The sequence below is a fragment of the Rhizobium rhizoryzae genome (assembly GCF_011046895.1).
Classification (GTDB): Bacteria; Pseudomonadota; Alphaproteobacteria; order Rhizobiales; family Rhizobiaceae; genus Neorhizobium; species Neorhizobium rhizoryzae.
In genome coordinates this window covers 2,848,855-2,867,201 of record NZ_CP049250.1, presented here as the reverse complement: position 1 = coordinate 2,867,201, position 18,347 = coordinate 2,848,855, and the positions used below count along the sequence as shown (strand labels likewise).

The window sequence follows — 18,347 nt, the reverse complement described above, 5'->3', positions numbered from 1 at the left end:
ATGCAGAAGATTCGTAAAGGCGACAACGTTGTCGTTATTGCCGGTAAGGACAAGGGCCGTACCGGTGAAGTAGTCCAGGTGCTGCCGAAGGAAGACCGTGCGGTGGTCCGTGGGATCAATATGGTAAAGCGCCATCAGCGCCAGACCCAGACCCAGGAAGCTGGCATCATCAACAAGGAAGCTTCGATCCATCTGTCGAACATCGCGATCGTCGCGAAGGACGGAAAGCCCACACGTGTTGGCTTTAGCGTTGTCGATGGCAAGAAGGTCCGTGTAGCCAAGCGTACGGGAGATGTGATCGATGGCTGAGAACAAGTACGAGCCCCGTCTGAAGACGGAGTACGTTTCTCGTATCCGTAAGGCGCTTCTGGAGCAGTTCTCCTACGCCAACGAGATGCAGATTCCGAAGATCGACAAGATCGTCATCAACATGGGTGTTGGTGAAGCGACTGCCGATTCGAAGAAGCCCACGATCGCTGCTGCCGATCTGGCTGCGATCGCCGGTCAGAAGCCGGTCATCACGCGTGCCCGCAATTCGATTGCAGGCTTCAAGGTGCGTGAAAACATGCCGATTGGCGCAAAGGTAACTCTGCGCGGCGCTCGCATGTACGAATTCCTGGATCGTCTGGTTAACATCGCGCTTCCGCGCGTTCGCGACTTCCGCGGTCTGAATCCGAAGAGCTTTGACGGCCGTGGCAACTTCGCCATGGGCATCAAAGAGCACATCGTGTTCCCTGAGATTAACTACGATAAGGTTGATCAGATGTGGGGCATGGACATCATCGTTTGCACGACGGCAAACACGGACGACGAAGCACGGGCTCTTCTGAAAGAGTTCAACTTCCCGTTCCGTCAGTAACCGTAACGACGAGCGTAGAAAAGGAACTCGATATGGCGAAGACAAGCGCAATCGAAAAGAACAAGCGCCGCCGCAAGACGGTCGCCAACCAGGCAGCGAAGCGCGCTGCTTTGAAGGCGATCATCATGAAACAGGACCTGCCGATCGAAGAGCGTTTCAAGGCTACCTTGAAGCTCGCTTCGTTGCCGCGCGATGGTTCCAAGACCCGCATCCGCAATCGCTGCGAAGTCACCGGTCGTCCGCGTGCCTTCTACCGGAAGCTCAAGATGTCCCGTATCGCCCTGCGCGAACTCGGTAATCTGGGCAAGGTTCCGGGCGTTGTGAAGTCCAGCTGGTAAGGAGACGGTTAACATGACCATGACTGATCCTCTGGGCGATATGCTCACACGTATCCGCAACGGCGCTGCCCGTCGCAAGTCTTCCGTTACGACGCCGGCTTCGAAGCTGCGCGTTCGCGTTCTCGACGTTCTGCAGGCTGAGGGTTATATCCGCGGCTACACGCAGGTCGATCACGGCGACGGCAAGTCCGAGATTGAAATCGAGCTGAAGTACTACGAAGGTGCTTCCGTAATTCGCGAAATTGGCCGCGTTTCCAAGCCTGGCCGGCGCGTTTACGTTTCGGTTAAGTCTATTCCGCAGGTCGCGAACGGCCTCGGCATCACCATCCTTTCCACTCCGAAGGGCGTGATGGCCGATCATCAGGCGCGCGAACAGAACGTAGGTGGTGAGGTTCTCTGCTCGGTCTTCTAAGGCCAGCAGGATCTCTAACGGACAGACAGGATTGAACTATGTCTCGTATCGGTAAAAAGCCCGTTCAGGTTCCCGCTGGTGTTACGGCCTCTGTCGAAGGACAGACGGTCACGGCAAAGGGTCCGAAGGGCGAGCTGATCTTCGTAGCAAATGACGAAGTAAAGCTTTCTTTCGAAAATAACGCAGTGTCTGTTGCTCCGGTAACCGACACGAAGGATGCTCGCGCAAAGTGGGGCATGTCCCGCACGATGATCGAGAACATCTTCAAGGGTGTGAAGGACGGTTTTGAGCGGAAGCTCGAAATCAACGGCGTTGGTTACCGCGCCGCCATGCAGGGCAAGAACCTGCAGCTCTCGCTCGGCTTCAGCCACGATGTGGTCTATGAGCCGCCGCAGGGTATCACTATTGCCGTGCCGAAGCCGACGGAAATCGTCGTCACTGGCATCAATAAGCAGCAGGTCGGTCAGGTTGCAGCGGAAATCCGCGAATACCGCGGTCCGGAGCCCTACAAGGGCAAGGGCGTCAAGTACGCTGAAGAACGGATCGTCCGCAAGGAAGGCAAGAAGAAGTAAGGTTGACGCGAAATGGCTAGCAGGAAAGAAGCACTTGCAAAGCGCGCGAGCCGTGTTCGTCGCCAGATTAAGGCGGTCGCTAACGGTCGCCCGCGTCTGTCGGTTCATCGCTCGTCGAAGAACATCTATGCCCAGATCATTGATGATGTGGCTGGTCGCACACTTGCTGCGGCTTCCACGCTCGATGGTGGCTTGCGTACGTCTCTGAAGACCGGCGCCGACACTGCTGCAGCTGCAGCAGTCGGTAAGCTCGTTGCCGAGCGTGCGGTTGCCGCGGGCGTCAAGGAAGTCGTATTCGATCGTGGTGCGTTCATCTACCACGGCCGTATCAAGGCTCTTGCGGACGCTGCTCGCGAAGGCGGTCTGGCGTTCTAATAAATGCGACGACCGGTCTTCACGGATCGGTCGTTTTGGCTTAAGAGGCCACTCATCACTGGCCGACCAGATTCCCTGACGGGCGTTTGGTCGGCTTTTCGAAGTCTGCCGTTTGTACCGGAAAAGAAAAAGGAACAGGAAAATGGCACAGGAAAAGAGAGGCTCGCGCGAAGAGCGTCAGAGCCGCGAAGAGCGCGACAGCGAGTTCGTTGATAAGCTGGTAGCTATCAACCGCGTTGCCAAAGTTGTTAAGGGTGGCCGTCGTTTCGGCTTTGCCGCCCTGGTCGTTGTCGGCGATCAGAAGGGCCGGGTTGGCTTTGGTCACGGCAAGGCTCGCGAAGTGCCGGAAGCGATCCGCAAGGCAACGGAAGCTGCCAAGCGCGATCTGATTTTCGTCCCGCTGCGCGACGGCCGTACATTGCATCACGATGTGAATGGTCGCCATGGCGCTGGTAAGGTTCTGCTTCGTTCGGCCAAGGCCGGTACCGGAATCATCGCTGGCGGTCCAATGCGTGCCGTTTTCGAAACGCTGGGCGTTCATGACGTTGTTGCAAAGTCGACTGGTTCGTCGAACCCTTACAACATGGTTCGCGCTACGTTCGACGCCTTGAAGCACCAGGTGCATCCGAAGGACATCGCAGCACAGCGCGGCATCAAGTATGCTACGCTTCAGGCTCGCCGTGCCGCTTCCGGCAATGCAGCGGAAGAATAAGGAGCTGTTTGATGGCTAACGAAACCAAGAAGACGGTTACGGTCGAGCAGATCGGTAGCCCCATTCGCCGGCCTTCCGTTCAGCGTCAGACGCTGATCGGTCTCGGCCTTAACAAGATGCACCGGGTTCGGACTCTGGAAGACACTCCATCAGTTCGTGGCATGATCCGGTCTGTCCAGCATCTCGTTCGCGTCGTCGACGAGAAGTGAGACGGGAGTAGGAACCATGAAACTTAACGAAATCAAAGACAACGAAGGCTCCAGCAAGGACCGTATTCGCGTAGGTCGCGGTATTGGTTCGGGCAAGGGCAAGACTGGTGGACGCGGCGTCAAGGGTCAGAAGGCTCGTTCTGGCGTTGCTATCAACGGTTTCGAAGGCGGTCAGATGCCAATCTACCGTCGTCTGCCGAAGCGTGGCTTCAACAACATCTTCTCGTCTGACTTTGTCATTGTATCGCTTGGCCGGATTCAGGCTGCGATCGATGCGAAGAAGCTGGACGCGTCCGCGACGATCGACGCTGCTTCCTTGAAGGCTGCTGGCGTGATCCGTCGTGAAAAGGATGGCGTTCGTATTCTCGCAGACGGCGAACTGAAGGCGAAGGTTTCGATCGAGGCTGCAGGCGCTTCCAAGGCGGCTGTAGAGAAGATTGAAAAGGCTGGCGGTTCCATCAAGCTTCCAGAAGCTGCTGCTGAATAATATGTCGATGAATCGCCCGGGGTGCTTCACACCGGGCGATTTTGCTCCCATATGTGGGCCTCACGAACCCGGCGGGACGCGGCGTTTAGCCGGGGTGTAACGGAAAATGGGGTGGGGCGTCGAGATTGGTTTCTGCACCTTCCATCTCCCGATTTTCTGAAATTGGAAATGAGACTGCTTTCTGCCTGGAGCCTGTTTGGCCGGCGGAACTGGTCAGGCGGAGATAGGCATGGCATCTGCAGCTGAGCAACTGGCCTCGAATCTGAACTTTTCTACTTTCTCGAAGGCAACGGACCTGAAGAAGCGCCTGTGGTTTACGCTGGCTGCGCTTCTTGTCTATCGTCTTGGGACACATATCCCACTTCCGGGCCTTAATCCGGAAGCCTATGCACAGGCATTCAAAGGACAGGCCGGGGGTATTCTTGGTCTGTTCAACATGTTTGCAGGCGGCGCCGTTCAGCGTATGGCGATCTTTGCCTTGGGCATCATGCCGTACATTTCTGCCTCCATCATAGTACAGCTGATGACGTCGGTTGTTCCGTCGCTCGAGAACCTCAAGAAGGAAGGCGAGCAGGGCCGGAAGATCATCAACCAGTACACGCGCTACGGTACTGTTCTGCTCGGAACGCTTCAAGCTTACGGCATTGCCGTCGGTCTTGAAGGCGGAAACGGTATCGTTCTGGATCCAGGTTGGTTTTTCCGAATTTCGACTGTGGTGACGCTGCTCGGGGGCACCATGTTCCTGATGTGGCTTGGCGAACAGATCACATCACGCGGGATTGGCAACGGCATTTCCTTGATCATCTTCGCCGGCATTGCTGCAGGCTTGCCGACTGCATTGGCGGGCACGCTTGAGCTGGGTCGTACAGGCGCGTTGTCCACAGCATTGATTCTCACTGTGGTGGTCGTCGCAATCGGTGTTATTGCTCTGATCGTGTTTGTGGAGCGTGCGCAGCGCCGCTTGCTTATCCAGTATCCGAAGCGTCAGGTCGGGAACCGCATGTTCCAGGGTGATACGTCGCACCTTCCTCTGAAGCTCAATACCTCTGGCGTCATTCCGGCAATTTTTGCATCGTCCCTGTTGCTTCTGCCTGCGACTGCGGCCGGCTTCGCTGGAAATACAAGCCTCCCGACCTGGGCAACGGCAATCATTGCCTCGCTCCAGCATGGTCAACCATTGTTCATGCTCTTCTATGGCTTGCTGATTGCCTTCTTTGCCTTTTTCTACACGGCAATCGTCTTCAATCCGAAAGACACGGCGGACAACCTCAAGAAGCATGGCGGCTTCATTCCGGGCATTCGTCCTGGCGAGCGGACCGCGGAATACATCGACTACGTCCTGACAAGAATCACGGTCGTCGGCGCGGTGTATCTCGTGTTCGTCTGCATTCTGCCTGAGACATTGATTGCACGGACCGGAATCCCATTAGCCCTTGGTGGTACTTCGCTTTTGATCGTTGTCAGTGTTACCCTTGATACGGTAGCACAGATTCAGGGTCACCTCATTGCTCAGCAATATGAGGGACTGATCAAGAAGTCCAAGTTGCGTGGAGGAAAGAGGGGACGATGAGACTGATCTTTTTGGGACCGCCGGGAGCGGGGAAGGGTACGCAGGCGAAGCGCCTGACGGACAAGTATGGCATCCCGCAGTTGTCCACAGGAGATATGCTTCGCGCAGCCGTTAAGGCTGAGTCGGACATTGGCAAGAAGGCGAAGGCGGTCATGGATGCGGGCGGGCTCGTATCGGATGACATCGTGAACCAGATCGTGTCCGAGCGTATCGAGGCTTCGGATTGCGCCAAGGGTTTCATCCTTGACGGCTATCCGCGCACGGTGCCTCAGGCGAAGGCGTTGGCGGAAAACCTTCGAGCGAAGAATATTTCGCTCGATGCTGTGATCGAACTGAAGGTCGATGAAGAGGCTCTTGTTCGCCGAATCGAATCGAGGGTTGCGGAAACGGTTGCTGCAGGTGGGACTGTGCGTTCCGACGACAATCCCGAGTCATTCCGTAAGCGTCTCGTGGAGTATCGTGAAAAGACTGCCCCGCTATCCGAGTACTATGCAGCTCAAGGGCAGTTGGTGGTCCTGGACGGTATGGCGGATATGGATGTCGTAACGAAGTCTATTGAAGACGTCCTGGAAAAGTCAGCCGCTTGACTGAGTGCAACGCTGTTTGTTGTTAAAGAATCTTGGCGGGGCCGGTTGCTTTTGGGCACCGATTCCGCTAAACACCGCGCCAACTCGCGACATTTGATAGCGATTGGCTCGGACTGCTATTTGGTCCGGTCTTGTCGCTATGACTATATCGGATGAGATTTGAACTGGCGGCCTTTTGAGGCTGCTCTCATGGAAGAAGCACCACTTGCCGGATGGCAACTGGAACGCAAGGAGAATAGGCGTGGCACGTATCGCTGGCGTCAACATCCCGACTGCGAAGCGCGTTGTTATTGCGCTGACCTACATTCACGGGATCGGCCCGAAGTTTGCGCAGGAAATCGTCGAGAAGGTCGGCATTGCTGCTGACCGTCGCGTACATCAGTTGACGGATGCTGAAGTTCTTCAGATCCGTGAAACGATCGACCGTGATTACCAGGTTGAGGGCGATCTTCGCCGCGAAACCGCTATGAACATCAAGCGTCTTATGGACCTTGGCTGCTATCGCGGTCTTCGTCATCGTCGCGGCCTGCCGGTGCGCGGTCAGCGTACCCATACCAATGCGCGCACGCGTAAAGGTCCGGCCAAGGCTATCGCTGGTAAGAAGAAGTAAGTTCGGTTAGATCCGGATTTTTGGAGGTTGGTGCCAGTGCATCGGCCTCCTTTTTGAGTTTGGGGTGAGTTTCACCCTGGTGGAGCCGCTGGTGTTACGGCGGTGACGAGATCAACGAAAGGAATACCATGGCCAAGGAAGCCACACGCGTCCGCCGTCGCGAACGCAAAAACATCACGTCTGGCGTTGCGCACGTCAACTCGACCTTCAACAACACCATGATCACGATCACGGACGCACAGGGCAATGCAATTGCCTGGTCGTCTGCTGGTGCAAAGGGTTTCAAGGGTTCGCGTAAGTCTACGCCGTTCGCCGCTCAGATTGCTGCCGAAGACTGCGCCAAGAAGGCCCAGGAACACGGCATGAAGTCTTTGGAAGTGGAAGTTTGCGGTCCCGGTTCTGGTCGCGAGTCTGCTCTGCGTGCACTCCAAGCTGCTGGTTTCATGATTACGTCGATCCGCGACGTAACGCCGATCCCGCACAATGGTTGCCGTCCGCGCAAGAAGCGCCGCGTCTAATGCGTGAAGGGAGGTCTGCAATGGTGGGCCTTCGTTAAGTTTGAGTGATGCCGCCTGACTTCGATTTGAGGTCTGGCGGCTTTGCCGTAACGCCGATGAGCTTGTTATCGGTGCTTCTCATGCTCGGTTGCCACGATTGGATAGTGGCAGCGAATGGAAGGTTTGAAACATATGATCCAGAAGAACTGGCAGGAACTGATCAAGCCGAACAAGGTGGAGTTTAGCTCCTCCGGCCGTACCAAGGTTACGCTGGTTGCGGAACCCTTGGAGCGGGGATTCGGTCTGACGCTCGGCAATGCGTTGCGTCGCGTGCTCTTGTCGTCGCTGCGCGGCGCTGCGGTCACCGCAGTCCAGATCGATGGTGTTCTGCACGAGTTTTCGTCTATTCCGGGCGTCCGCGAAGATGTCACGGATATCGTTCTGAACATCAAGGAAATTGCCATCAAGATGGATGGCGATGATTCCAAGCGCATGGTTGTGCGCAAGCAGGGTCCAGGTGTTGTCAAGGCTGGTGATATCCAGACGGTTGGCGATATCGAAATCCTCAATCCGGATCACGTTATCTGCACCCTCGATGACGGTGCGGAGATCCGCATGGAATTCACGGTCAACAACGGTAAGGGCTATGTTCCTGCCGAGCGTAACCGTGCAGAAGACGCGCCGATCGGTCTCATCCCGGTCGACAGTCTCTACTCGCCGGTCAAGAAGGTGTCCTACAAGGTGGAAAACACCCGCGAAGGACAGGTTCTGGACTACGATAAGCTGACGATGACGATTGAGACGAACGGCTCAGTCACGGGTGAAGACGCTGTCGCGTTCGCTGCCCGCATTCTTCAGGACCAGCTGTCTGTCTTCGTCAACTTCGACGAGCCGCAGAAGGAAGCTGAGGAAGAAGCCGTCACTGAACTTGCGTTCAATCCGGCGCTTCTCAAGAAGGTTGACGAATTGGAGCTTTCTGTCCGTTCGGCAAACTGCTTGAAGAACGACAACATCGTCTACATCGGCGATCTCATCCAGAAGACCGAGGCGGAAATGCTGCGCACGCCGAACTTCGGTCGCAAGTCGCTGAACGAGATCAAGGAAGTACTGGCATCCATGGGTCTCCATCTTGGTATGGAAGTTCCTGCCTGGCCGCCGGAAAACATCGAAGATCTCGCAAAGCGCTACGAAGATCAGTACTAACCCGCACGCATTTCCAGGTGGGGCCGATTGGGCGTCACCTGGTTCAATGGAATGCGAATTTAAACTGCAGGCAAATGCTTGCAAGTAAAGGAGACACGAGATGCGTCACCAAAATTCCGGCCGCAAGCTCAACCGCACCGCCAGCCACCGCAAGGCAATGTTTGCCAACATGGCTGCTTCGCTCATCACGCATGAGCAGATCGTAACGACCCTGCCGAAGGCAAAGGACCTTCGTCCGATCGTTGAAAAGCTGGTCACCCTCGGCAAGCGCGGCGACCTGCATGCGCGTCGCCAAGCGATTTCGCAGATCAAGGATCAGGACGCCGTTCGCAAGCTGTTCGACGCGATCGCAACCCGCTACGCTTCGCGCAACGGCGGTTACCTTCGCATCATGAAGGCTGGCTACCGTCAGGGCGACAATGCTCCGCTCGCAGTCATCGAATTCGTCGAGCGTGACGTCGATGCCAAGGGCGCTGCCGACAAGGCTCGCGTTGCCGCCGAAGCAGAAGCTGCTGAAGCCGCTTGATTTGATCCTCATAGGTCAGTCGTTAATTAAAAAACCGGTAGGGCGACCTACCGGTTTTTTCGTTTGGTGGGGTCCACCCTTCTTTATACGGTCTTTGGTTTCTCAACGGTCAGGGCACCGTGGGATCGCCGCTAACTGCCATTGGGCACTGTGCAGTCGCGTCTCGAACCATTTCACTTCGAAAGCGACTTGCACCGGCTCGTTTGTTCAAGTTTGTCGGACCGGTTGATTGTGTCGCTTGGGCCGTCTCCATTTTTGAAGCGGTTTGCGGACAATCCGATAGCCCAGCAGGACTGCCGCGATCGCAATATATGTGGCCGGTTCAAGTGTCAGACTTTTCCGAGCCAGCACGAAATGCAGAACCGCCCCTGCCAGGATGATGTAGCTCAGTTTGTGCAGTGTATTCCATCGTGGGCCCAAACTACGAATTGACCATCCATTCGAAGTGGCGGCTAAAGGTAGCAGCAGGATCAGGCACGCCATGCCGATTGTGATGTAGGGCCTTCGCACGATGTCAGCCCACACGGCATGAATATCAAGCCGAAGATCCAGCACGACATAGACGGTGAAGTGGAAGAGCACATAATAGAAGCCGAGGAGACCAAGCGCCCGCCGGTAGCGAAACCAGTTTATGCCGGTAAGGTCGCGCAAGGGAGTAACGACAAGCGCAGCAATCAAGAAACGCAGCGCCCAGATGCCCAGTAGGTGCTCCAATCCCTTGACCGGGTTGAAACCAAGACCACCGGTCATTGCCTGGTAAACATACCACGCGGCAGGCAATAGGCCCAAGAGGTAAAGGGCCCAGACGCTTGGACCGTGCAAGCGTCGTGGGAGGTCAGGAAAGGAAGGCATCAGTAGTTCGCCTTCAGGTCCATTCCGGCATAGAGGCTGGCAACTTCCTCCGCATAGCCGTTAAACGGCAGCGTTGGCCTGCGGTCAGGAAACAAGCCGCTTCCCTCTCCAATCCGCTGTTCTGTGGCCTGACTCCAGCGTGGATGGTCCACGGCCGGATTGACGTTGGAATAGAAGCCATACTCCTTGGCATTGGCATTCTTCCACGTTGTATCCGGCTGCTTGTCAACGAGCTTGATCTTGACGATCGACTTGATGCTCTTGAATCCATATTTCCATGGCACAACCAGCCGGATAGGGGCGCCATTTTGATTGGGCAAGGTCTCGCCATAAAGGCCCACGGCAAGAATGGTCAATGGATGAGCGGCCTCGTCAAGGCGCAGCCCTTCAATATAAGGCCAGGACAAAGGCTGTAAGAAGCCGCTCTGGCCGGGCATCTCGGAAGGGCGTACAATGGTTTCGAACGCGACGTATTTGGCACTGCCCTGTGGCTCCACCTGATCGAGCAGAGCCTTGAGCGGAAAGCCGATCCACGGAATAACCATCGACCATCCTTCGACGCAGCGCATTCGATAGGTCCGCTCCTCGAGCTGCATTTTCATCAGCTCTTCCAGACCGAAGGTTTTTGGCTTGTTGACAAGACCCTCCACCGCCACAGCCCAAGGTGTCGGCTTGAAGTCTCCCGAATTTTGAGCGGGATCGGACTTGTTGACGCCAAACTCGTAGAAATTGTTATAGGTCGTTACCGCCTCTTTCGGCGTCAATTTTTCATCCAGCTTGTAAGGCCCAGGCTTTGCCTGCAGTGGTGCAGCAGAGGCACTCACCGCCGTGCCGGAAAGCACGAGACCTGCTGCTGCGCCGCCGATAAATGTCCTACGGGACAAATAAACCCGCTGGGGCGTAATTTCGTTCGAGGAGATTTTGGGAGGGTGGTAGACACTCATGGCAGTTCTCTCTCAACACTATGTTGGATCTTTCTATCACTACGTAACGTGTTGGTGGAGAGTTTCAGGCCTCACGCAAATTAAATCGAGGGGAACATTTTCGTGTATGTCGGAGAGCCGGAGGCGTACCGCTTTGACCTGTGCTGATAGTGACAGCAAAATTCCTTTGGAGTAGGGATTAGACATAACAATTGGTCTGGCCGCCGACATGGATGGCAGATTTTGAATCGAGGATAACACCATGCCTGCTTACCGGTCCAGAACGACGACTCACGGCCGCAATATGGCGGGTGCGCGCGGTTTGTGGCGTGCTACCGGCGTGAAAGACAGTGATTTCGGCAAGCCAATCATTGCTGTCGTTAACTCCTTTACCCAGTTTGTGCCCGGCCACGTACACCTGAAGGATCTCGGCCAGCTGGTCGCGCGCGAAATTGAAGCAGCCGGCGGCATTGCCAAGGAATTCAACACGATCGCGGTAGATGACGGAATCGCGATGGGGCACGATGGCATGCTCTATTCACTGCCCTCGCGTGAAATCATTGCCGACAGCGTTGAATACATGGTGAATGCCCATTGTGCTGATGCCATGGTCTGCATTTCGAACTGCGACAAGATCACGCCCGGCATGCTGAATGCTGCAATGCGCCTCAATATCCCGGCCGTGTTTGTTTCCGGCGGTCCGATGGAAGCCGGTAAAGTCGTTCTGCATGGCAAGACAGTCGCGCTCGATCTGGTCGATGCGATGGTCGCTGCTGCAGATGACAAGATTTCGGATGAGGAAGTGGCCGTCATCGAGCGTTCGGCTTGTCCCACCTGCGGTTCCTGCTCCGGCATGTTCACCGCAAATTCCATGAACTGTTTGACTGAGGCCCTTGGTCTTTCGCTTCCCGGAAATGGTTCTACTCTCGCAACCCATTCTGATCGCAAGCGGCTGTTCGTCGAGGCCGGTCACCTGATCGTGGATCTCGCCCGCCGTTATTACGAGCAGGAAGACGAGGGCGTGCTGCCGCGCAACATTGCCACGAAACAGGCATTTGAAAATGCCATGGCACTCGACATCGCGATGGGCGGCTCGACGAACACCGTTCTGCATATCCTTGCCGCAGCCCACGAAGGCGGGGTCGATTTCACGATGGATGACATAGACCGCCTCTCGCGCAAGGTGCCCTGCCTCTCGAAGGTCGCACCCGCGAAGCAGGATGTCCATATGGAGGATGTCCATCGCGCAGGCGGCATCATGCGCATTCTGGGCGAGTTGGAGCGGGGCGGTCTGCTGAACACTGACTGCAAGACCGTCCACGAAGCAACGCTCGGTGACGCCATCAACCGGTGGGATATTACACGCACCAACTCCGAAACAGTTCGAACCTTCTTCAAGGCGGCTCCGGGCGGAGTGCCGACTCAAGTCGCGTTTTCGCAGTCTTCACGCTGGGATGATCTTGATACAGACAGCGAAAAGGGGGTTATCCGCTCGGTTGAAAGCCCATTCTCGAAGGATGGCGGCTTGGCGGTGCTTTACGGAAATATCGCGCTGGACGGCTGCATCGTCAAAACCGCTGGTGTCGATGAATCGATTCTCAAGTTCACCGGACCTGCCAAGGTTTACGAAAGCCAGGATGCGGCTGTTAAGTCGATTCTTGGCAACGAGGTTGTCGCGGGTGATGTCGTCGTCATTCGTTATGAGGGACCGAAGGGTGGACCAGGCATGCAGGAAATGCTGTACCCGACGAGCTACTTGAAGTCGAAAGGCCTGGGCAAGGCCTGCGCGCTCATCACCGATGGCCGCTTTTCGGGCGGTACCTCCGGTCTCTCGATCGGTCATGCTTCACCGGAAGCGGCAAACGGCGGGGCAATTGGGCTGGTGAAGAACGGCGATATGATCGAAATCGATATTCCGAACCGTACAATCAACCTGAAGATCACCGATAGCGAGCTGGCTGCTCGCCGTGCCGAGCAGGATAAACTGGGCTGGAAGCCGGTTGCTCCGCGCAAGCGTAACGTAACAACGGCATTGAAAGCCTATGCTGCTTTCGCATCCAGCGCAGACAAGGGCGCGGTCCGAATTCTTCCTGAATAATGAGGTGCAAGGCTAGCTAATCTTGAGAAAGGCGCTCGCTCAGGGGGCGCCTTTCTTGTTTGAATTTATAGTTGCAGCATAGCCTATAAATTCAGAATATATATCATATTTTGTATTCAGATCGTATTCATGAACTGAAAGTATTGTGTGCCACAGAAGATCAAACGATCTTCAAGTCTTGTTGTCCCCCATCTTCGCTTCTGAGGACTCATCCATGAAAAAGCTCGGCTTGGCACTTTGCCTGGCGTTCGCAGCATCTGCATTTGCAAGCATTTCTGCATCTGCCAGCGATTATGCGTTTCGACTTCACAACAGAGCCAATGGCTACACCATAAATGGCTTCTATACATACCAGAATGGCAAATGGAGCGAGAACTGGCTCGATTCGCGTATTAGGCCGGGCGAATACGCCAACATGGACTGGTTCAGCAATGAAGGAAATTGCGTCGTTCCATTCCGCGTGAGCTGGGATGGATACGGTGCTGACGACTTCAAGGTCGACTGGTGCAAGGGTGTCAGCAACATCTACATGAAAGATAAAGGCTTTAGCTGGGATTGATTCCCGGCCTAGGGCGACCGGGACCGCTGGTGACCGGTCCGCTCTTCCGGCATGAGATCAAACCCCGCTCTAAAGGGGCTTGATCAATCCCTTGTAGGCCTCGTTGAGTTGCTTCAATCGCTCCTCATACGCACTTCGCAAGCAAGCCGCATCGCTTCCACATGTCGTTCGCTTCTTCAGCCAAGTCGCTTGCTCATCCCGCACCAGATCCCGGTTCCCCATAGGCATCAAGCCGGTAAGAATTTCAAAAGTCGTGGCCATTTTGACGTCGAGATCGTTCAGGGCCCTGTCTTCGCAAATCGTCTTTTCGTCTGCCGCAAGCTCGCTCTTTGTGCAATCGAAGCTGGCAGCATGGCTTGTTTCTGGCAGCATGATGTTGCTTGCAAGGGTCGCCAGAACGGCCACCAGAAGCGTTGGTTTGACATGGGTCATCAGGTATCTCCGTCTTGAGCGGAAATTACGGATGAGCTGCAAAATGGTTCCACCGCGTGTCATCGAAAGCGGCTTTCGCATCATCTCTGTCGCAGCTTCTGGCATTTCCCAGCAGTGATCCTAAGTAACCAGCCACGATCATCTTTCACCTTGTTCGGCCATCTTTCATTTCTAACCTATCCAGCTACAAGGTCACCATTGCTTTGTTGAAGAGGAATCACATGCTCCACCTGCCGAAAACCCTATCCAGTATGTTGATAGCCTTGGCATTCCTGCAGCCACTACCCGTCATGGCGCAGGAGAAGACGCTTCCGCAAAGCCAGCAGCAAATGCAGCTATCTTTTGCGCCGCTTGTGAAGCAGACCGCAGGAGCGGTCGTCAACGTCTATGCTGAGCGTGTGGTGCAGCGGCTCAATCCCTTTGCCGGTGATCCGTTCTTCGAACGTTTCTTCAACCAGCGCATGCCGAACCGATCGGAGAAGCAGTCTTCGCTGGGGTCCGGGGTAATCGTTTCTCAGAACGGACTCGTCGTGACGAATACGCACGTCATTGAAGGCGCTGACGATATCAAGATCGCACTTCCGGACGGCCGTGAGTTCCCCTGCGAAGTCCTGCTGAAGGACGAAAGCATCGATCTGGCTGTCCTGAAGATCAAGGCGAATGAACAGTTCCCGGTTCTCGGCATAGGCAATTCGGACGCGGTAGAGGTCGGCGATCTGGTTCTGGCAATCGGAAATCCCTTTGGCGTTGGGCAGACCGTGACGAGCGGCATAGTCTCAGCACTTGCCCGTAATCAGGTGACCGACGGCGACGTCGGCTTCTTCATCCAGACGGATGCCTCGATCAATCCCGGCAATTCCGGGGGCGCCTTGATGAACATGAAAGGCGAACTGATCGGCATCAATACCGCGATCTTCTCCAGGGGCGGCGGTTCGAACGGCATTGGCTTTGCTATTCCCGCCAATCTCGTAAAGGTCTTCCTTCAGGCGGCAGAAGCCGGCAAGAAATCGTTCGAGCGTCCCTATGTTGGTGCAACGTTCCAGCCGGTTACCTCCGAAGTCGCGGAAGCACTCGGGTTGAAGACGGCGCGTGGCGCTTTGGTGGTTAGCGTGACTGAGGGTGGTCCCGCTGACAAGGCCGGCTTGAAGGCTGGCGAAGTGGTAACGGGCGTCAACGGCATCTCTGTCGAACACCCTGATGCGCTTTGGTATCGTCTGACGACAGCTGGCCTTGGCAATGCAACGAAGCTGACCGTGCAGCAGGGTGGCGCACAGCGTGAACTTAGCATGGTCATTGGTGCCGCTCCGGAAAGCGTGCCGCGCGATGTTCGCCTGATTGAGGGCAGAAATCCCTTTGCTGGGTTGCGGGTCGCCAATCTGTCGCCGCGTCTTGCGACGGAAGTGCGTCTGCCGACAGACAAGACGGGGGTTGTCGTCACGGAAGTCGTCAAAAATTCCCCCGGTGCGCGTCTTGGTTTCCAGGTGGGTGATATCATCGTATCAGTGAACGGCGATCCTGTGCCATCCACAAAGGCAATGGCAGCTCTGGTGGAAGACAATCCCGGCTTTTGGCGTGTAGAGATCGAGCGTGGCGGCCAGCGTATCCGTCAATTCTTCAGATGAGCGGCGATCTGTTCGCTCCCAGGATTCCGGAAGCCGTCGCCAATCGTCGGCCGCTCGCGGACAGGCTGCGCCCCACCTCCCTTGCGGAGGTGACGGGCCAGTCGCACCTCACGGGCGAAGATGGCGTCCTACGCCGGATGATCGCGTCGGGTTCGCTCGGATCGATGATCTTCTGGGGACCGCCCGGGACAGGAAAAACGACGGTCGCAAGATTGCTGTCAGGTGAAGCCGGTCTGGCGTTCGAGCAGATATCCGCCATTTTTTCGGGTGTGGCCGATCTCAAGAAAGTGTTCGAAACAGCACGGCTGCGCAGGCATGATGGGCGACAGACATTGCTGTTCGTCGATGAGATTCATCGCTTCAACCGGGCGCAGCAGGACAGCTTCCTGCCGGTCATGGAAGACGGCACGGTGATCCTTGTCGGCGCAACGACAGAAAACCCAAGTTTCGAATTGAACGCCGCTCTCCTGTCCAGGGCGCGGGTGCTGACCTTCCGTTCTCATGACGAGGAGAGCCTGAGCGAACTGCTGCTGCGCGCCGAGCAAGCCGAAGGCAAGCCGCTTCCGCTCGATGATAGCGCGCGCGGCGCACTTCTACGCATGGCGGATGGCGATGGACGTGCAGTCCTCACACTGGCGGAAGAAGTCTGGCGTGCGGCCCGGGCGAACGAGATCTTCGATGTCGACGGCTTGAGCGCCATCGTTCAAAGGCGAGCCCCGGTCTACGACAAAAGCCAGGACGGCCACTACAATCTGATCTCTGCCCTGCATAAATCCGTGCGCGGATCCGATCCCGATGCCGCGCTCTACTATCTTTGCCGAATGTTCGACGCGGGCGAGGATCCTCTTTACATTGGCCGCCGACTGGTTCGCATGGCGGTGGAAGACATCGGGCTGGCCGATCCGCAGGCATTGGTAGTCTGTAATGCGGCCAAGGATGCTTATGACTATCTCGGATCACCAGAGGGTGAGCTGGCTTTGGCACAGGCTTGCGTTTACCTAGCAACCGCTCCCAAGTCGAATGGTGTCTACACGGCCTATAAAGCGGCAATGCGCGCCGCCAAGGAGCACGGCTCTCTCGTGCCGCCAAAGCATATTCTCAATGCACCCACCAAGCTTATGAAGGGTGAGGGCTATGGCGACGGATACCGTTATGATCACGACGAGCCCGATGCCTTTTCCGGTCAGGATTACTTCCCGGAAAAGATGGGCAGAGTGACTTTCTACGATCCACCGGAACGCGGTTTCGAGCGCGAGATCCGCAAGCGGCTCGACTGGTGGGACAAGCTGAGGCGCGAACGAAACCCGCGTTAACCGCGGCTCTGCTTGGGCGCTGGAATGCTATTGGCAGGTGGCGCCACCATTTTCACGGAGGAATCTGCCAGTCCATGGTGGCCTTCCGCATCGACGATGAGATGCCACGTTCCGTCCTCCGGAACGACCAGTCGGATCGGCGATTTTTTCGCAACGCCTCCGATATACTTGAAGTCGAGACGCTCGTTGAAGCGCTGCCAGGCAGTGGCATTCATCAGCCGCACGTTGTTTACCGCACTCATTGTCACTTCGATCGTGGTGCCAGCGCGCTGCTGCTTAAGATCATAATGTGTGAAACGAAAACTCGGGCCTGCCATTTCCAACTCCAGAACAGTCTGCTGCCCGTAGTTAGAACGCAAAGTGTTAAAGTTCGGTAGGTCTGAATTCGTCTCTCCGGACGAGACTGAATATTATAATTTACAGTAAAGATATTATTTAATACGAGAATGAACGTGATAAAGGGACATCTTTTGAATATGATTTGCAATTAAAATACATTCTGTATTGTCAAAAAATTTTAATAAAACTGCAGCAGGTTTTATAGAATGCGAGTGAAAGTTCAAATTTTATGTGTTAGATCGCCGCCAACATCGAAGGCGGAGAGATTAGTCAGCCGCTCTGGCAATCTCAAACCCGGTGTTGAATGTATTACTGAGTAAACGCACTAAGTATCAAATCATAAGAAACGAATATCATGAGGAGAGGACGCAATGACGTCAGGCTCGAATGACAACTTTTATTTTGAAGACGAAAATCAGCAGATCAATGAATATGTAGAAGAAGACTACGGCGGTCCTCGTAAGATCCATCCTGAACAATATATGGAATCGCGCTCTCCCTCCATGTTCCACACCCCTTGGATCCCCATGTGTTACAGGGTCGATGTGCCTGCGCCGAAGAAGAAGGCTGCGTAATTTCATCTCGATCGTCGGTCGGGGGGGCTGTATGGACTTCCCAGTCGTCGCCCTGCGCGCTACTTGGCGAAGCATGCGCCATTCATCATGCTTCCTCCTATGCCTCATGCGTTTCGCTGCCCCCTTTGCGATGTTGGCGATTGCAGGGCAGACGCTTGCCGCCGATTTGCGCCGCGGCGAGCAGATCTTCAAGCAATGCGCGAGCTGCCATACGCTTCAGACGAACAGCAATGGCTTCGGGCCAACCTTGAACGGTGTCATTGGCAGAAATGCCGGCACAGTCCCGAACTTCCGATATTCCCCCGCAATGACGGAAGCGGGCGCGAAGGGTCTTGTCTGGGACGAGGCTGCGCTTTCAGAGTTCCTGCGAAGCCCGAAGAGCAAGGTGCCGGGCACCAGCATGCGCTTCTGGGGGTTCTGGTTTCGATCGGAAATCGATGATGTCGTGGCTTACATCGAGGCAAACCAGTGACGGTTTCGGGGTCTTTTTGTGCGTGGCGGCCTAAAGGCAGGTTTTCCGCAGGCCGCGTCTCCCTGGTTAAGGATGTGTTTATAGATTCGTGAAAAATGGAGAATGTATTGGCAAGGTCTGATGAATGAGGCTGGGGCAAAGGGAGGCCGCTTTCACAGACCGAGGATGTCCCGATGATCGCCCGCGCATCGGCCATACGTGGGCT

Annotated in this window: 25 protein-coding genes; 21 read left to right on the top strand and 4 right to left on the bottom strand. The window is 55.7% G+C overall.

The window, feature by feature from the left end:
• The 15 genes from rplX to rplQ all read left to right on the top strand — a co-directional run bounded on the left by rplX (position 1) and on the right by rplQ (position 8,957).
• The gene (rplX, locus tag G6N80_RS19705) at positions 1 to 309 is read left to right on the top strand and encodes a 50S ribosomal protein L24 (RefSeq protein ID WP_062554714.1); all 309 of its coding nucleotides are present in this window, start codon (positions 1 to 3) and stop codon (positions 307 to 309) included.
• A complete protein-coding gene (rplE, locus tag G6N80_RS19700; protein WP_062554713.1) occupies positions 302 to 859 on the top strand; it encodes a 50S ribosomal protein L5 in 558 nt (185 codons plus the stop codon). The genes rplX and rplE overlap by 8 nt, the downstream gene beginning before the upstream one ends.
• 32 nt (positions 860 to 891) lie before the next feature.
• Entirely contained in the window at positions 892 to 1,197 is a 306-nt protein-coding gene (gene rpsN / locus G6N80_RS19695; RefSeq protein WP_062554712.1) for a 30S ribosomal protein S14, read from the top strand.
• 13 nt (positions 1,198 to 1,210) lie between these two features.
• Positions 1,211 to 1,609 (top strand): 30S ribosomal protein S8, encoded by a 399-nt coding sequence (rpsH, locus tag G6N80_RS19690; RefSeq protein WP_062554711.1) that lies wholly within the window; start codon positions 1,211 to 1,213, stop codon positions 1,607 to 1,609.
• A gap of 38 nt (positions 1,610 to 1,647) precedes the next feature.
• Entirely contained in the window at positions 1,648 to 2,181 is a 534-nt protein-coding gene (gene rplF, locus G6N80_RS19685) for a 50S ribosomal protein L6 (protein WP_062554710.1), read from the top strand.
• A gap of 12 nt (positions 2,182 to 2,193) precedes the next feature.
• Positions 2,194 to 2,556: a 50S ribosomal protein L18 gene (gene rplR, locus G6N80_RS19680; RefSeq protein ID WP_062554709.1), complete on the top strand. Its 363-nt coding sequence runs from the start codon at positions 2,194 to 2,196 to the stop codon at positions 2,554 to 2,556.
• A 142-nt stretch (positions 2,557 to 2,698) separates the two neighbouring features.
• Positions 2,699 to 3,268, top strand: coding sequence for a 30S ribosomal protein S5 (rpsE, locus tag G6N80_RS19675; protein ID WP_062554708.1), 570 nt, complete (start codon positions 2,699 to 2,701; stop codon positions 3,266 to 3,268).
• A gap of 11 nt (positions 3,269 to 3,279) precedes the next feature.
• Complete coding sequence (rpmD, locus tag G6N80_RS19670) at positions 3,280 to 3,477, top strand: 50S ribosomal protein L30 (RefSeq protein ID WP_062554707.1); 198 nt, start codon at positions 3,280 to 3,282, stop codon at positions 3,475 to 3,477.
• 16 nt (positions 3,478 to 3,493) lie between these two features.
• The gene (gene rplO / locus G6N80_RS19665; RefSeq protein ID WP_165136220.1) at positions 3,494 to 3,964 is read left to right on the top strand and encodes a 50S ribosomal protein L15; all 471 of its coding nucleotides are present in this window, start codon (positions 3,494 to 3,496) and stop codon (positions 3,962 to 3,964) included.
• Between the two features lie 229 nt (positions 3,965 to 4,193).
• The gene (secY, locus tag G6N80_RS19660; RefSeq protein WP_062554705.1) at positions 4,194 to 5,534 is read left to right on the top strand and encodes a preprotein translocase subunit SecY; all 1,341 of its coding nucleotides are present in this window, start codon (positions 4,194 to 4,196) and stop codon (positions 5,532 to 5,534) included.
• The gene (locus G6N80_RS19655; protein WP_062554704.1) at positions 5,531 to 6,121 is read left to right on the top strand and encodes an adenylate kinase; all 591 of its coding nucleotides are present in this window, start codon (positions 5,531 to 5,533) and stop codon (positions 6,119 to 6,121) included. Before secY ends, G6N80_RS19655 begins: the two co-directional genes overlap by 4 nt.
• A 241-nt stretch (positions 6,122 to 6,362) precedes the next feature.
• Entirely contained in the window at positions 6,363 to 6,731 is a 369-nt protein-coding gene (rpsM, locus tag G6N80_RS19650; RefSeq protein WP_062554703.1) for a 30S ribosomal protein S13, read from the top strand.
• 128 nt (positions 6,732 to 6,859) lie between these two features.
• Positions 6,860 to 7,249 (top strand): 30S ribosomal protein S11, encoded by a 390-nt coding sequence (gene rpsK, locus G6N80_RS19645; protein WP_007766864.1) that lies wholly within the window; start codon positions 6,860 to 6,862, stop codon positions 7,247 to 7,249.
• A 171-nt stretch (positions 7,250 to 7,420) separates the two neighbouring features.
• Positions 7,421 to 8,431, top strand: coding sequence for a DNA-directed RNA polymerase subunit alpha (locus G6N80_RS19640; protein ID WP_062554820.1), 1,011 nt, complete (start codon positions 7,421 to 7,423; stop codon positions 8,429 to 8,431).
• 100 nt (positions 8,432 to 8,531) lie between these two features.
• Positions 8,532 to 8,957 carry a 50S ribosomal protein L17 gene (gene rplQ / locus G6N80_RS19635; RefSeq protein ID WP_062554702.1) on the top strand — a complete coding sequence of 142 codons (426 nt, stop codon included), beginning with the start codon at positions 8,532 to 8,534 and terminating at the stop codon, positions 8,955 to 8,957.
• A gap of 207 nt (positions 8,958 to 9,164) precedes the next feature.
• Here the strand turns inward: rplQ and msrQ are convergent, their stop codons facing one another.
• Complete coding sequence (gene msrQ, locus G6N80_RS19630; RefSeq protein WP_062554701.1) at positions 9,165 to 9,809, bottom strand: protein-methionine-sulfoxide reductase heme-binding subunit MsrQ; 645 nt, start codon at positions 9,807 to 9,809, stop codon at positions 9,165 to 9,167.
• Complete coding sequence (msrP, locus tag G6N80_RS19625; protein WP_062554700.1) at positions 9,809 to 10,753, bottom strand: protein-methionine-sulfoxide reductase catalytic subunit MsrP; 945 nt, start codon at positions 10,751 to 10,753, stop codon at positions 9,809 to 9,811. Before msrP ends, msrQ begins: the two co-directional genes overlap by 1 nt.
• 241 nt (positions 10,754 to 10,994) lie before the next feature.
• Between msrP and ilvD the strand changes: the two genes are divergently transcribed.
• A complete protein-coding gene (gene ilvD / locus G6N80_RS19620) occupies positions 10,995 to 12,830 on the top strand; it encodes a dihydroxy-acid dehydratase (RefSeq protein WP_062554699.1) in 1,836 nt (611 codons plus the stop codon).
• Positions 12,831 to 13,044: 214 nt separating this feature from the next.
• Positions 13,045 to 13,389 (top strand): hypothetical protein, encoded by a 345-nt coding sequence (locus G6N80_RS19615; RefSeq protein WP_062554698.1) that lies wholly within the window; start codon positions 13,045 to 13,047, stop codon positions 13,387 to 13,389.
• Positions 13,390 to 13,458: 69 nt separating this feature from the next.
• Here G6N80_RS19615 and G6N80_RS19610 read toward each other — a convergent pair whose 3' ends face one another.
• Positions 13,459 to 13,821, bottom strand: coding sequence for a lysozyme inhibitor LprI family protein (locus G6N80_RS19610; RefSeq protein WP_165136217.1), 363 nt, complete (start codon positions 13,819 to 13,821; stop codon positions 13,459 to 13,461).
• 221 nt (positions 13,822 to 14,042) lie between these two features.
• On the opposite strand from G6N80_RS19610, the gene G6N80_RS19605 reads away from it, so the two are divergent.
• A complete protein-coding gene (locus G6N80_RS19605; protein ID WP_165136214.1) occupies positions 14,043 to 15,443 on the top strand; it encodes a DegQ family serine endoprotease in 1,401 nt (466 codons plus the stop codon).
• Entirely contained in the window at positions 15,440 to 16,756 is a 1,317-nt protein-coding gene (locus G6N80_RS19600; RefSeq protein ID WP_062554695.1) for a replication-associated recombination protein A, read from the top strand. Before G6N80_RS19605 ends, G6N80_RS19600 begins: the two co-directional genes overlap by 4 nt.
• Here G6N80_RS19600 and G6N80_RS19595 read toward each other — a convergent pair.
• A complete protein-coding gene (locus G6N80_RS19595; RefSeq protein WP_062554694.1) occupies positions 16,753 to 17,073 on the bottom strand; it encodes a DUF1883 domain-containing protein in 321 nt (106 codons plus the stop codon). The two genes, G6N80_RS19600 and G6N80_RS19595, sit on opposite strands and share 4 nt — an antisense overlap.
• Before the next feature lie 393 nt (positions 17,074 to 17,466).
• Between G6N80_RS19595 and G6N80_RS19590 the strand changes: the two genes are divergently transcribed.
• Both G6N80_RS19590 and G6N80_RS19585 read left to right on the top strand, forming a co-directional pair.
• Complete coding sequence (locus G6N80_RS19590; protein WP_156379167.1) at positions 17,467 to 17,670, top strand: hypothetical protein; 204 nt, start codon at positions 17,467 to 17,469, stop codon at positions 17,668 to 17,670.
• A gap of 31 nt (positions 17,671 to 17,701) precedes the next feature.
• Complete coding sequence (locus G6N80_RS19585; protein WP_206531707.1) at positions 17,702 to 18,142, top strand: c-type cytochrome; 441 nt, start codon at positions 17,702 to 17,704, stop codon at positions 18,140 to 18,142.
• The last annotated feature ends 205 nt before the right edge of the window (positions 18,143 to 18,347 follow it).